Source organism: Kibdelosporangium aridum (genome assembly GCF_900176515.1).
GTDB classification, from domain to species: Bacteria; Actinomycetota; Actinomycetes; order Mycobacteriales; family Pseudonocardiaceae; genus Kibdelosporangium; species Kibdelosporangium aridum.
The window spans coordinates 52,631-66,559 of sequence record NZ_FWXV01000002.1; the positions used below are offsets into that span (position 1 = coordinate 52,631).

The 13,929-nt window shown below is 65.8% G+C and carries 12 protein-coding genes; 4 read left to right on the forward strand and 8 right to left on the reverse strand.

Annotation, left to right across the window (positions count from 1 at the left end; translation table 11 throughout):
• Position 1: 1 nt before the first annotated feature.
• From B9C43_RS09675 to B9C43_RS09685, 3 genes are read right to left on the reverse strand one after another with little or no spacing between them, the layout of a single operon-like run.
• Complete coding sequence (locus B9C43_RS09675) at positions 2-664, reverse strand: response regulator (protein ID WP_084425720.1); 663 nt, start codon at positions 662-664, stop codon at positions 2-4.
• Positions 661-1,752, reverse strand: a complete 1,092-nt coding sequence (locus B9C43_RS09680) for a sensor histidine kinase (protein ID WP_084425721.1) — start codon at positions 1,750-1,752, stop codon at positions 661-663. The genes B9C43_RS09675 and B9C43_RS09680 overlap by 4 nt, the downstream gene beginning before the upstream one ends.
• A gap of 4 nt (positions 1,753-1,756) precedes the next feature.
• A complete protein-coding gene (locus B9C43_RS09685; protein WP_084425722.1) occupies positions 1,757-2,422 on the reverse strand; it encodes a CPBP family intramembrane glutamic endopeptidase in 666 nt (221 codons plus the stop codon).
• Between the two features lie 148 nt (positions 2,423-2,570).
• On the opposite strand from B9C43_RS09685, the gene B9C43_RS09690 reads away from it, so the two are divergent.
• Entirely contained in the window at positions 2,571-4,556 is a 1,986-nt protein-coding gene (locus B9C43_RS09690; RefSeq protein ID WP_084425723.1) for a multicopper oxidase family protein, read from the forward strand.
• 71 nt (positions 4,557-4,627) lie between these two features.
• Positions 4,628-5,683, forward strand: a complete 1,056-nt coding sequence (locus B9C43_RS09695; protein ID WP_235038539.1) for a metallophosphoesterase — start codon at positions 4,628-4,630, stop codon at positions 5,681-5,683.
• Here B9C43_RS09695 and B9C43_RS09700 read toward each other — a convergent pair.
• The gene (locus B9C43_RS09700; protein ID WP_160096453.1) at positions 5,676-6,848 is read right to left on the reverse strand and encodes an aminotransferase-like domain-containing protein; all 1,173 of its coding nucleotides are present in this window, start codon (positions 6,846-6,848) and stop codon (positions 5,676-5,678) included. The genes B9C43_RS09695 and B9C43_RS09700 overlap by 8 nt on opposite strands.
• Positions 6,849-6,948: 100 nt before the next feature.
• On the opposite strand from B9C43_RS09700, the gene B9C43_RS56650 reads away from it, so the two are divergent.
• Complete coding sequence (locus B9C43_RS56650) at positions 6,949-7,500, forward strand: Lrp/AsnC family transcriptional regulator (protein WP_051894752.1); 552 nt, start codon at positions 6,949-6,951, stop codon at positions 7,498-7,500.
• A 13-nt stretch (positions 7,501-7,513) separates the two neighbouring features.
• Here the strand turns inward: B9C43_RS56650 and B9C43_RS09715 are convergent, their stop codons facing one another.
• The gene (locus B9C43_RS09715) at positions 7,514-8,185 is read right to left on the reverse strand and encodes a class I SAM-dependent DNA methyltransferase (RefSeq protein ID WP_084425727.1); all 672 of its coding nucleotides are present in this window, start codon (positions 8,183-8,185) and stop codon (positions 7,514-7,516) included.
• 101 nt (positions 8,186-8,286) lie between these two features.
• On the opposite strand from B9C43_RS09715, the gene B9C43_RS09720 reads away from it, so the two are divergent.
• Positions 8,287-9,420 (forward strand): cytochrome P450, encoded by a 1,134-nt coding sequence (locus B9C43_RS09720; RefSeq protein ID WP_235038540.1) that lies wholly within the window; start codon positions 8,287-8,289, stop codon positions 9,418-9,420.
• A gap of 3 nt (positions 9,421-9,423) precedes the next feature.
• On the opposite strand, the gene B9C43_RS09725 is transcribed toward B9C43_RS09720, so the two are convergent.
• The 3 genes from B9C43_RS09725 to B9C43_RS09735 are packed head-to-tail and all read right to left on the reverse strand — an operon-like array spanning position 9,424 to position 13,342.
• Entirely contained in the window at positions 9,424-10,575 is a 1,152-nt protein-coding gene (locus B9C43_RS09725) for a vWA domain-containing protein (RefSeq protein WP_084425728.1), read from the reverse strand.
• Entirely contained in the window at positions 10,575-11,744 is a 1,170-nt protein-coding gene (locus B9C43_RS09730; protein WP_084425729.1) for an AAA family ATPase, read from the reverse strand. The genes B9C43_RS09725 and B9C43_RS09730 overlap by 1 nt, the downstream gene beginning before the upstream one ends.
• Positions 11,741-13,342, reverse strand: a complete 1,602-nt coding sequence (locus tag B9C43_RS09735) for an ankyrin repeat domain-containing protein (protein ID WP_143446255.1) — start codon at positions 13,340-13,342, stop codon at positions 11,741-11,743. The genes B9C43_RS09730 and B9C43_RS09735 overlap by 4 nt, the downstream gene beginning before the upstream one ends.
• Positions 13,343-13,929 lie beyond the last annotated feature (587 nt).

Here is a 13,929-nt window from a genome sequence, read left to right on the forward strand (position 1 = left end):
CTCACTGGCCCGGCCGGACAAGACCGGTCTCGTAAGCGAGGAAGACCAACTGCGCTCGATCGCGGGCACCGAGCTTGGCCATCGCCCGGTGGACGTGTGTCCGCGCGGTGGATGGGCTCATGAACAGCTTGCGGCCGATTTCCTCATTGCTCAGACCACCTGCGGCCAGCGCCATCACCTCACGTTCGCGGCCCGTGAGTGGGGCGAGTTTGCTCTGGTCGGCCGGAGCTTGGCGCTGGGCGACGAACTGGGCGATCAAGCGCTTGGTCACGCCCGGGGACAGCAACGCCTCGCCTGCGGCCACGACGCGGACGGCCGAGCGCAGATCGGCCGGTTCGATGTCCTTGATCAGGAACCCACTCGCGCCCGCGCGCAGCGCCTCGGCGATGTAGTCGTCCAGCTCGAACGTGGTCAACACGATGACACGGGTGCCGGTCAGGGCCGGGTCACCGACGAGCAGCCTGGTGGCTTCGATCCCGTCCATCACCGGCATTTGCACGTCCATCAGTACGACGTCGGGCTTGGTCGAGCGGACCACGCGCATGGCTTCGGCGCCATTGCCTGCTTCGCCGACCACGGTGATGTCGTCGCTGTTGTCCAGCAGGCCGCGCAGCCCCGCGCGGACAAGGGCCTGGTCGTCGACGAGCACTACCCGCACAGTCATGTTCTGAGCTCCGCCCGCACCCGGAAACCGCCATCCGGCAGGAAGTCAGCGGCCAGCCTACCGTCCAATGCGGACACCCGCTCGGCCATCCCAGTCAGTCCGAACCCACTGGTGTTGCCCTGCTGAGTATTCGTACCGTTGTCCGTGACTTCGATGATCAGGCTGTCCGGCGCATAACACAGTTCCACGGTGACTGTGGTCGCGTTGGCGTGCCTGATCGTGTTCGTCACCGCTTCCTGAACGATCCGATACACCGTGCGGTCGACCTCCGCGGACATGGGTCTTGGTTCACCAGAAGTCATACTGGTGACTCGCAGGCCTGCTTTGCGGGCCACGTCCAGCAATTCGTCCAGCTGATCGATCCCCGGCTGACGGGTCTCGCTGCCCTCCCGCAGCACTGTCAGCATTGTTTTGAGCTCCTGCAACGCCTCCTTGGTGGACTGCCGGATCACCTGCAGCGCTTCTCGTGCCCGCACTGGATTCTTGTCGAGGACGTCATCGGCCAGACCGGCCTGAACGTTCACTGCCGCGATCGTTTGACCGAGCCCGTCGTGCATTTCCCGCGCGATGCGCAACCGCTCGTCAGCCACTCGTCTGTCGGCCTCGGCCTCGACGCGTTCTCGTCTGCTGCGCAAGGTTTCCCCGAGCAACACGATCGACACGAGCAGTGCGGCATCAGTGATCACCGCACTGGCGACCGGAAGCGTGGCCATGTCGAACTCGATCACCCTGGCCACCAGGCCACCGACAACCACAGCGGCGGCGACCAAGATCGCCCAACGGAACCGGCCTGCGACAGCCGCGGAGAACAAGGCCGCCGACAGGGGAACCGCAGGCGCAAGACCGGGATAGTCCAGCGAGTAGTAGGTCAACAGGATGGCGACAGTCGCGAACAGCACAGCGAGCGGCCATCGCCTGCGTAGCAACAACACCGCGCCCATCAGGCCGCCGAGGGCGTACGCAAGGAAGTCCGCCTGGCGCTCGATCGGCTCGCCCGCGACTTGGATCGCGATCGCCACAGCGGCCGCGACAGCCACAGCCAGCGCCGCGTCCACCAGGACCGGTCTTCGCCACCACTGTTCGGCCACGGCCTCAACTCACCGATGCGCCGTGGTAGAAGTAGATCCCCAGACCGACGGTGAACATGAGCATGCCGTAGAGCGCGTGCTCCACCGAGACCGTGAACAGCGACCGGCTTCTGCGGTACCGGGACGCGAATATCCAGCCGCCTGCGGCGGACAGCACCACAGACACCCAGTTGCCGAACGCGATGTGCACGAACCCGAATGCCGCCGCACTGGCCGTGATCATGCCGATCCCGTCGCCGAAGATCGGCTGGTATCGCTGGAACATGAATGCCCGGAAAATCAGTTCCTGCGGGTACACGCTGAGCACCGGGTAAAGCACCATCACAAATCCCCACACAACCGGTTCGGTGCGTGGAAACCCGAGAAACAACTCCGGCGTCGTGAACAGGATGACCACCGTCGAGCCGACCGCGGTCACGAACCAGAGAAACGCGATTGACGGCAGTTCAGCGCACAAACGGCCCGGCCGCCAGAGCGAACCGCGGTCGAAAGCAGGCGAGCGCAGCAGGTACAGCACAGCCGCCAGAGCGAGGACGACCAGGACAGGAATCGGGTTCGAGCCGGTGAACAACACCGTGTAGGCGATCACAACACCGAAGAAGATCACCGCGTACTCGGCGCCAAGGTAGGCCTTGCGCAGCCGATCTGTGCTCAGCGTTTCGCCGGACATGGCTCGACGATACCCGCGGAAGGCGGCGTGAACGTGCCAATACGCCCGATGCCGTACACCCGAATAGGTACTTACGGCAAGTGCCGTAGCTGACTGACGGTCACGGACGGATTCGCTGGACAGCGGCGAAGTCCTACGAATTGTGGTCATGTTCGAACCTCTGGAAAACGCCGACACGACCGTCGCGGCGCTGCACTTCCTGGTGTATTGGATCGTCGGTTACCGGACGGGTCAGTTGGCCCTGCTGACAGCCGATGCAGCCCAGCGGTCCGCGCGCCGGATCCGGATTTGGATTCGGGTGGGTTTCGGCTTATACCTGGCACGTTTGGTCAGCATCGGCTGGCTGTGGACGTACGGCTGGGACTTTGCGGAGAACCGCGTCCTGGTCTCGCTGCCACTGGTCACCTTGCCGCTGGTGGCCGTCGTGATCTGGTCGTTGCCACGGGTGAGCCGGGTCATCGACGGGTCCGATGTGGACCGGCTCGACCCGAAGCTGGTTGTGCCCGTGCAAGCCACCGCGGCCGGCGGGCTGTTGACGGTCTGGGTGGCGTTCGTGTCCCGTCCAATACCGCCACACGCCGACGAACTGCTTACCCATGGTGGCCCATTGGCAGTGATGACCGCGTTGTTGTGGTTGCGACAATCTCGACGCCGCCTGACGCGGCCCAGCCTTCTCACGAAGGTGGCCGCCTTCCTGGTGATCGTCGGTCTGGTCACCGGCGGCGTCTTCTATGGACTGTCAGCGAGCCGCCTACCCAGTCATATGAGCATGATGGACCACAACCTGGTCGACCACGGCGGCGGTCCGCCGACCTCGCACGCCGCTCGTACCAGCGTGGATGCCCTAACCGGACCCCGGGATATCGTCCCGGACAAGGTGTTCACCCTCACCGCCGAGCCGGGCAAGATCTCGTTGTCGTCCGGAGGATCCATCGACGGCTGGACGTTCAACGGAACATCGCCCGGCCCCGAAATCCGGGTGCGGGAGGGCGATTTGGTCGAGATCAAGCTGTACAACAAGATTCCCGATCTCGGCGTGACGCTGCACTGGCACGGTCTGGACGTCCCCAACGCGCAGGACGGTGTCGCGGGCCTCACCCAGGAGGCCGTGCCGAACGGAGGCAGCCACACGTATCGATTCCGTGCCGAGCAGGTCGGTTCATTCTGGTACCACACGCATCAGGCGTCGTCCGAGGCTGTCGCGAAGGGCTTGTTCGGCTCGCTCATCGTCGAGCCAAGAACCAGGCCCGCAGTCGAGGACATCACTGTGCTCTCACACGTCTGGAACGAGGAGATATCCGCCTTCGGCACGGCGGATACGATGCAGCGCAAGCGGATCAAGCCAGGCACCCCGGTACGGATCCGGCTGACGAACACCGGGATCAACCCGGCTTCCGACACCACGTCCACGGAGTTCCTGTTGACCGGAACGCCGTTCCGGGTCACCGCGATCGACGGGACACCCTTGCACGGCCCGACCGAGTTGCGTGACACCACACTGGAACTGGCCAACGGCGGCCGGTACGACCTGTCGTTCACCATGCCCGACGGCCCAGTGCGGCTGGTGGACCGGAACGCGCCGGACGCCGGTCTGCTGCTCGAACCGAATGAGGGCGGACCAGTGCCCACGCTCCCCGAAGATCCACCCGCGTTCGACCCGTTGTCCTACGGGAGCCCGGAAACTCCGAGGTTCACCAGGTTCGACCGGAGGTTCAAGCTGATCCTCGACGACGGCCTGAGCTTCCACGACGGCGTCTTCGGCCTGCTGCCGATGATCAACGGAACCCAGTTCCCGGACACACCGACGTTGATGGTGCGCGAGAACGAGGTCATCCACACCACGTTGATCAACCGCAGCCACGAGGTGCACCCGATGCACCTGCACGGCCATCACGCACTCGTCCTGTCCCGCAACGGCGTGCCGTCGACTGGAAGTCCATGGTGGACGGACACACTGGACGTCCGACCTGGCGAGATCTTCGAGATCGCCTTTGTCGCGGACAACCCCGGCATATGGATGGACCACTGCCACAACCTCGAACACGCACGCAACGGCATGGTGATGCACCTCGCGTACGAGGGTGTGACGAGCCCGTACCACGTCGGTCAGCAGAGTGGGAACCAGCCCGAATGACGATTCCTTGGTGGGTTCTGCCCCAGTCCGCCGCACTTGCCGTTGTCCACTTGTATTTGTGGTGGCGATTGGTGCGTAACACAACCGTACGCAGACGAAGGCTCGGCACGATTCTGATCATCGTGCTGTGGGCGCTGATCGTAGCCGCGCTGGTCGCGATGCACGTGTGGGATCCAGCGGTCGCGGCGTGGCTGGTGTGGCCAGGTTTCGGGTGGTACGCGTTGATGATTCACCTGACCTTGTTGCTACTCCTGGCAGAGCCGGTTCGAGCGGTCATCGCGTGGCGCCGCCGGTCAGCTCCGGTCGACCCGCAGCGACGGCTTGTCTTGGCGCGCGGTATTGCTATTGCCGCAGGCATCGCGGCGAGCGGTGTCACGACTTATGGCGTGGCCACGGCGTTTTCCGCACCCGCCGTGGAACGAGTGGCTGTCCGGCTTCGCCGGTTGCCGCCCGCGGCGTCCGGGTTCCGGATCGCGGTCATCTCGGATGTACATCTGGGTGTGATGCTGGGAAGGGCGCACACCCAACGGATCGTGGACGTGGTCAACGCCGAGAACCCGGACCTGATCGCGATCGTCGGTGACTTGGTGGACGGCACCGTCCAGCAGCTCGGCCCGGAGGCGGAGCCGTTGCGCGGGCTGCGAAGCAAGCACGGGACCTACTTCGTGACCGGTAACCACGAGTACATTTCCGGCGTCGAAGCGTGGGTGCAAGAACTGAGCCGCTTGGGAATCCGGACCCTGCGCAATGAACGCGTGTGGTTGCCCGGGTTCGATCTCGCCGGGATCAACGACGTAACCGGCGAAGAGACCGGGGACGCTGCGGACTTCGCCAAGGCACTGGGCGGCCGCAATCCCGACCGTCCCGTGGTTCTGCTCGCACATCAACCTGTGCACGTGCACGAAGCCGCGACACACGGAGTCGACCTGCAGTTGTCCGGGCACACCCACGGCGGGCAGTTCATCCCGGTGAACTTCTTCACCAGGCTGGAACAGCCGATGCTCGCCGGGTTGCGGAACTTCGGCGGCACACAGCTGTTCGTGACCAGGGGTGCCGGTTTCTGGGGACCACCCGTGCGGGTCGGGTCGTCGCCGGAGATAGGCGTTGTCGAGCTGATCGCTATCTGATCGCGCGGACGGCTGCGGCCAGTCTGGCGATGCCGGGATCGATGTCCGGCTCGTTGATCCGGCTGAAGGACAGGCGCAAGTGCTCGGTGTCCGCGCGTTCGGCGAAGAAACCGGCGCCAGGGACGAACGCGACATCGGTGCCGCGGGCGAGTTCGGAGGTGTCGACGCCGGGCACGTGCAGCCAGGTGAAGAAGCCGCCTTCCGGTTCGGTCCACGTCGCCAGACCGGCCATGTGGGTGGCGAGCGCAGCGGTCGTGGCAGTGCCGCGCTCGCGGTAGAGCTCGCGCGCCACGGGCAGGTGGGCGTCGAAGTACCCGGCGCGGAGGTACTCCTCGAGCATCCGCTGGCCGAGTGCGCCCGCGCACTGGTCGGAGTTCTGTTTGGCGACAACGAGTTCCCTGACCACCGGGGCCGGCCCGGCCGCCCAGCCCAGCCGGACACCGGGGAAGAAGGTCTTGGAGAACGTGCCGATCTGCACGACCACGTCCGGCGCCAGCGACCACAGGCTCGGCCGCGGCTGGCCGGCGAACCCGAGCTGCCGGTAGGCGACGTCCTCGACGATCAGGATGCCGTGCTGCCTGCACAGGTCGATCAGCTCATGGCGGCGCCGGACGGACATCGACCGGCCGCTGGGGTTCTGGTAGTCGGGGATGGTGTAGATCAGCTTCGGCACCTCGCCCGCCACCACAGTGGCCAGTTCGGCGACGTCGAGGCCTTCGTCGTCGATCCGCACGCCCCGCAGCCGCGGGCTGAACGCGGCGAACCCGGAGACCGCGCCGAGGTAGCTCGGTTCTTCGACCACCACGAGGTCACCGGGGTCGAGCATGCTCTTGGCGAGCAACGTGACCGCGTCGATCCCGCCGCTGGTGATCATCAGCTCGTTGTCCGCGGGCCGCCTGTCCTCGGTCTGCTTGAGGTACCCGGCGATCGCGTCGCGCACGCTTTCGATGCCCTCGCTCGGCGCGTACTGCAGCGCCACCGCCGCGTCCTCGGCGATCAGCTTGGCCGCGATGTCGCCGAGCAGCTGCGTCGGGAACAGCGACGGCTCGGGGAACCCGCCGGAGAAGTTGATCACCCCTCTGGCGTTGGCCAGCGCCAGGATGCCGCTGATCGCGCGGGACCCGTTGCGGGACCGGGCGGCCAGCCGAGTCTCGAAGTCGATCACGCCCCGCCTCCTATTACATCTGCCAGGCGACTCCTGCACTGAGCCTTACATGTCTATACTCAGCATGCCTAGACGCCTGACGAATGACAAGGGGACCCGGGTGACTGACTGGATCAAGCCACTCGGCGCCATCGCCGAGCACACCTCGGTACCGTCCGACCCCGTCCCGCTGGACACCACTGACCTGCAGCTCCTGCTGCTGCTCAGCCAGGATGCCCGCACGTCACAGCGCAGCCTCGCGCGTGAACTCGGCATGTCCGCGCCAGCCGTCGCCGATCGCATCGCACGACTCCAGCGGCTGGGCGTCATCGAGGGCTACGGCATCCGCCTGAACTGGAGCACGCTCGGCTACCCCACGATCGCCTACCTCACCGTGACCGCGGGCCAAGGCTACGAACAAGGCCCGATCATGTCGGCCCTCGCGGAGTTGCCCGAGGTGGAAGAGGTCCTGCTGGTGACCGGCAACGTCGACATGCTCGTCCGAGTACGCGTGCGTGACCACACACACCTACGGGAACTGCTGATCAACGGCGTCTGGCAGATCGAGGGCATCCAACGCACCGAGACGTCGTTGTCCGTTGCCGAGATGAAGCCGAAGAACACCACCAGCGAGTTGCTGACCGACATGCTCAGGCGCGCAGGCGAAGACTGAGTCCTCTGTGGACTTAGTCGTCCGCGTAGGTGTGCGCGAGCAGGCACGCTTGTGGCCACTTCTGGCCGTCGGCGTGCAGTCGGGCGGTGACCGCGAACCCGGCTTCGGTCAGCAGCTTCTCGACCAGGTCCGGTTGCAGCAGATATGCGTCGTACGAAACCGGGTGACCATAGGACGTTTCCGGGCGTAGGTGCTCGTCACCGACGTGGAAGCCGAGTACCAGGTGCCCGCCGGGCGCGAGGGTGCGGTGGAACTCCGCGAACACCACTGGCAAGCTCTCCGGGGGTGTGTGCAAGATCGACCACCACGCGACGATGCCCGCGAGCTGCCCGTCCGGCAGGTCCAACGCGGTCATCGACCCGACCTCGAAACGCCGTTCGGGATACGTCCGCGCGGCGATCTCGACCATCCGCGGCGAAAGGTCGATGCCGAACGCGTCCAAGCCGAGTGCGGCAAGGTGTTCGGTGACGTGGCCCGGTCCACATCCGACGTCGGCGACCAGTCCGCCGCCGCCGGCGTGCACGATCTCAGCGAACGCGGACAACATCGCACGGCCCAACGGCTCCTGGGCGAAAAGCGTGGTCACAAGCTTGGCGTAGTCCTCGGCGACGGTGTCGTAGGACGAGCGGATCGCTTCTAGGAAAGCGGGTTCGGTCACGGCCGGACAGCGTATCGGTTTACACATACGGCGGCTTACGAATCGCCATAACTCGAACAATGATGATTGCTTGTCATCGCAGGAGAGGGAGAGCTGTGGCTGCGAACGCGCGCAAGGTGGACAGAGGCATGCCTCCGAAGGCGTGTCCCGTTCAGCGCAACCCAGACGGGACATGGCAAATCAACGGGTACGCCGAGGGTCGCGCGTTTCTGCGCGAACACGACACCGTCCAAGCAGGTCTCGGCGTGGAGACCGTGGAGAGCTTTCCGCAGAAGATCCGGCGTCCCGTGCTCTACCGGGACGGTCCGGAACACCGTGAGCACCGCAAACAGACGGCCAAGTTCTTCACACCCCGGCGCGTCGACGAGGCGTACCGCCCGGTGATGGAACGTGCGGCGGAGCAACAGATCGCGGTGCTGCGCAAGGGTGGACCGGTCCACCTGGCCGATTTGAGCTTCCAACTGGCCGTCGACGTGGCGGCCGCGGTGATCGGCCTGACCGAGAGCAAGCCGGGGATCAAGAACCGGCTCGACTATTTCTTCCCGGAGAAGTTCGGCTCACCCGGTTTCACCAGCCTGAGCGGGCTTTACTGGGCTTACCGGCAGGTGCGCGGCTGGGGGAGCCTCTACTTCGCGGATGTCCAGCCCGCGGTGAAGGTCCGGCGCAAGCACCGTCAGGACGACCTGATCTCGCACCTGCTCGACGAAGGTTGTACAGCTGCCGAGATTCTTGGCGAATGTTTGACATTCGCGGCCGCGGGCATGGTCACCACGCGTGAATTCATCGTGATGGCCGCCTGGCACATGTTCACCGATGACGAACTGCGGGCGAAGTACCTGGCCTCGGCCGAGCCGGAGCGCCTGCTGATGCTGCACGAGGTGCTGCGCCTTGAACCGGTCCTCGGGCACCTGAAACGACGGACCACCAACGAGATCAAGGTGGGATCGGAAGTCGTGCCGTCCGGCGCCGTCGTCCGGATCCAGATCGACCACGCCAACCTGGACACCGGAACCGTCGGCGAGGAGCCACTTTCACTGTGCCCTGGGCGGTCCATGGGGCCGGGCGGCAACCCGACCGGCCTGTCCTTTGGGGACGGTGCGCACAAGTGCCCCGGCTCACACATCGCCATCCTGGAGACGGACGTCTTCCTGCACAAACTGTTCTCGGTGGACGGCGTACGAATGGTCACCGCGCCTCGGATCACGTTCAAGGACGACATCGCCGGCTACGAACTGCGGGGGATGCAGGTCGCGGTGGACTGAGGATCAGCGAATGTGGACCGCCTCGATCCACGCGGGCGGTTCACGTTGCTCCTGCCCGACAAGCCCGGCGATCACCCGGCACGACGGGATTTCCTCCGGCCACGGCGTGTATCCGTCGGTCAGCACGATGATCACTTGTGGCCGGTCCGGTGCGGACAACGCCGCCTGAATGCCCACGCGCATATCGGTTCCACCGCCGCCCGCCAGTTCGATGTCGGCCGCTTTGGTCACGCGCGCAACGGTGTGGACGTCGGCGTCACACGCGAGCACGGTGACTCGGTTCCCGCGGATGCCGACTTCTCGCAGAACACCGGTGACTTCGGACAATGCCGTGTTCAGTTCGGCTTCGCCCATGGATCCCGAGGTGTCGATGACGATCGCGACTCTGGGCAACGGCCGCCGCAGACCAGGTAACACCACACCGGGCATCGCCGCCGCCCGGCGAGATGGGCGGCGGTACGTGTAGTCCATCGCGCCACTGGCCCATGCGACCGCTTCACGAACCGCGCCCGCGAGCACGACCCGCCAGTCGACGACGGGCTCCAACAGCTGGTCGGCCCACAGCTTCCACCCCGCGGGCAGCTTTCCCTGGGCGCGAGCGTGCGCCCGCATGGCCTCCGCGGTCTGCCGCCGGATCGCTTCTGCCTCAACAGGACTGACTCCATTGCCGTCTTGGGTTTCCCACGGCACGGCGTGGCCGTGTGCGCCCGACCCGCAGTCGTGACTCATCGGTGTTCTTGGCACGTGCGGCAGATACTGCTCGAACAATTTGCCGTTGGGCTGATCGAAATCGCTGGGCACAACCCGGAATTCCGGCAGGGCGATGCCGTCCGCGATCAGGTCATCGTTGATCTCGCAGTCCTGCGCGAGATTGATCCGGTGATGATCGTTGATCGGCAGCTTGGCCGCACGGCCATGGTGGTCGCGCAGCAAGTGCGCGACCTCGTGCATCCACACTCCGGCAAGCTGGTCGACCGGTGTCCGCGCCACAAAGGCAGGCGACACATAGCAACGCCAGTACTTGTCCACGCCCATTGTCGGCACCTGCACACTGGGCACAATGGACAGTGCGTACATCGCCGCGGCGAGATACGGCCGTTGCGTCGCGGCCTTGTACCTGGCCGCGAGGAGCTTGGTCCGGTCGAGCTCCACCATCACAGCGCGCCGGACATTTCCAGCAGCTCAAGGAATGCCTCGATGCCGCTGGGCACCGGCCACTCGGGTTTGCGCATCACGGCGAGATCCCCGGCTGCCCGCGCCGCGACATCGGGCACGCCCGCGTCCACCGCCTTGGCGAGCACCTCCCAGCCGGCCTCCCACCGCTGCTGCGTGAGCCTGCCTTGCACGGCCGCCACGACGGCGGTCAGGAACGCCAGCTGCCGATCACCTCGCTCCGGCAACGCGAACTTCGCCGGATCGGCCAGCACCCGGTCCGGGTCAGGCAAGTCGAGTTCTTCCATGTACGAAAGGAATTCGACGCCCGCACCGTCACCGACAGTGCCGACCAAAGCGGTCGCCAACGGCTCCCGTTCCGCACCGCAGGCGTATCCCACGGCCAGCAGTTTCAGGGCCATTTCCCACGTCCTCGGGGACGGCCACGCCCGGCCGCGCGCCTCCGCGTCCTGCGGGAGGTGGTGCACGAGACCCGGTCGTGCAGTCAGGAAGCCCGAGATCGCACCGCGCGCCTTCGCGACGGCGGTACCGATCCGGCTCCGGTCGACCACCGGAATCGCCAGCTCGGGCCACGTACCTGCCATGCCTCGGGCGACAACGCGAGGGTCGTACGTCCAGTCCAGGTGCACGAACCGGTTAGCCAGCGGCGGGGTCAGGTGCCACCCGTCTGCCGCACTGGACGGCGGGTTGGCCGCCGCGACCACTCGGACCGGTTCGGGCAGCCGCAGACTGCCGACCTGACGTTCGAGGACCACCCGGAGCAACGCCGCTTGGACCGCTGGCGGCGCCGACGACAGCTCGTCGAAGAACACCATCCCGCCGCCGTTCCTGGACAGCCTGAGCGCCCAGTCCGGCGGCGCCATCGTGACGCCCGAGTTCGCCGGGTCCGCGCCGACGACCGGCAGACCCGCGAAGTCCGACGGCTCGTGCACGCTGGCGATCACGGTCTCCAGCGGCACACCGAGTCCGTCGGCGAGCTGCTGCATGCCCGCGGACTTGCCAATTCCGGGCTCGCCCCACAGCAGCACCGGCAGGTTCGCCGACACGGCCAGGGCCAGCGCAGCCAGTTGCGTGCTGGCGCCAGGTTCGGTCCGCGCGGCGCGGATCCGCGCGGTCAGTTCGTCGGCAGCGTCAAAGCCATCCGTGGTCATGTGAGTTCGTCCAGCAGGAAGTCCAGGTCGGTCCGCTTGGTGCCGGCGATCCAACGGGCGAGTTCGGCTTTGTCGGAGGTCGCGATGTCCACGCGGGCGCCCGCATCGAGGAGCGCCTTGATCACCTCAGCCGAGCCGTCTTCGAACACAGCGACATAGAGCGGTGTCCGGCCGTGATGGTCGACCGCCTCCAGATCAAGACCCGCATCGAGCAGGCGTTGCAGCAGAAGGCGGTGGTCCATCTGGTGGATGTGGTGCAGAAGGGTGCGTTTGCTTGCGTCACGGACCCGGATGTCGACTCCAGCGTCCAGCAACTCGATCACCCCGGCCGTGTCCCCGTGCCTGGCCCGGCCGAAGATCTCCTTGCGGAGTAACCGCAGGTGTTTCGGCAGTTTCCCGCCCTCGGCCCACGCCGTGCGTACCCGGAAGCAACCTGACGCAGTGCCGCCGAGGGCCTGGAGGGCCTGCTCACGCCGGTGCTCCTGCTCGGTGTGCGGGCCGCTAATGATCCCGTCGCGTGGCGCGATCAAGTGCCACACGCCCTGACAACGCACCCTGATCGGGTTCAACTCGTACCGAGGCACAGGCTCACGCTCGGGCAATGCGGGGAACAATGCCGACCTGACCAGCGGATGCAACTGCTCCGGCCTGATCTTCCCGGCACGCAGCAGGTCCAAATCCGGTAGCCGGTGCGCGACGACGTGCGGCAACTCAGGCAGGTCGGCAGCGTCCATGTAGTTGCCCCCGTGCACCAACGGCCTGCCGCGGCCAAGGTCAACGACCATCGCGTTGTAGAAGTTGAGCCGAAACGCGTAGCGGGTGTGGTGGTCCCACGCGCTCAGCATGCGCACCTCGTCCGCGAGCCGCGACAACACGAACGGCCACCGCTTGAAGTACCGGCTCACGTCACCGAAGTGGTAGCCGGTCCTCTTCGGCTGCATCGTGTCCAGCGCGAGACCGGCGGCCGCGAAGGCATCCTCCAGCTGGTCATTCTCCTGCAGGACCGTCAGCCACTCGGTTCGCGCCGCCGGGTCGGCGGTCCCGGGGTCGCTGGTCGGCAGCTTGGCACGCGAGCCATCCGCGTTGAAGAACGGCGCCCTGTCCCCACCACCACAGCGCACACGCAGATCATCACTCTGGGTGGCATCCCAGAGGTAGCGACTGGTACCCCAGTTCACCGTGTGCTCGGCGGTCTCGACATAACCGACCTCCAGCCGAAGCCGCTGCGGCCCACTCGGCCGATCTGGGGTACGGACATACAGCAACGGACCGACGCGGTCGCCATAGCTGGCGAGGACCACCTTGCGGCGCGTCAGCAACGTGTCCAAGCCTTCAAGGAACCTCGGCATGTGCCAACGGACCAGGTCCGGCGCCAGGACCGTGAGATCCTCCAACAGCTTGACCGCGACCTCGACGCCGAACTGCTCGGTCACCTGATCCAGGTCGAACAGGACGTCCACATGGGCAGCGGCGCACGCACCCTGCCAGTCACCAGCCAGCCGCCGCTCAGTCGCACGCTCGATCATCGACGGAGGCACCCCGAACCGGCGGGCGCGGACCCAGCTGTTCGCCACGTCAGGCTCAAGTACCGCCTTCATCCCCACTCCCCACTCGATGAAGTCCACCCGCAGACGCACTTCCGGCGAGCAGCGATCAGACGTAGCCAATCCCGAATTTACCAGCCCTCCCAACCGATTTAGCAAAGTTCAGTGTGGACAGCCGGGTCAAACCCGTCCAAGGCGGCCAGCGGCAGACCAGGAGCATGTTTCTTCCCAACGCGGCGGCAGCACAGGGGTGGCACTTCCGGCGCGACAGGCTTCCCCGGTGCGGCAGCTCTTCCGGTGCGGTAGCACAGGGGTGGGCTTCGTGGGTGTTCCGTCAGGCAGGCCGTACCGGAGGGGACACACACGCCCACCAGACAACGGGGAAATTCGAGCTGAAAGCCCTCTCCCTCTGGGTGGCCTCCCTGCAATTCTTTCCAGGACCCGAGCTTGCCCCGCTTTCACGGACACCACTTGTGATCAGAGACTGTGTGTTCCTGGACATGGATGTCCATCATGGTTTCCGTGGGTAAGAACAATCAGCGACCGCGGGCGGAGAATGCCCGGTTGCGCCAGGACGTGGAGAGCCTCAAGCGAGCCACGGCTTTCTTCGCGTCAATCTCATGATCCTTAGTGCCACCAGA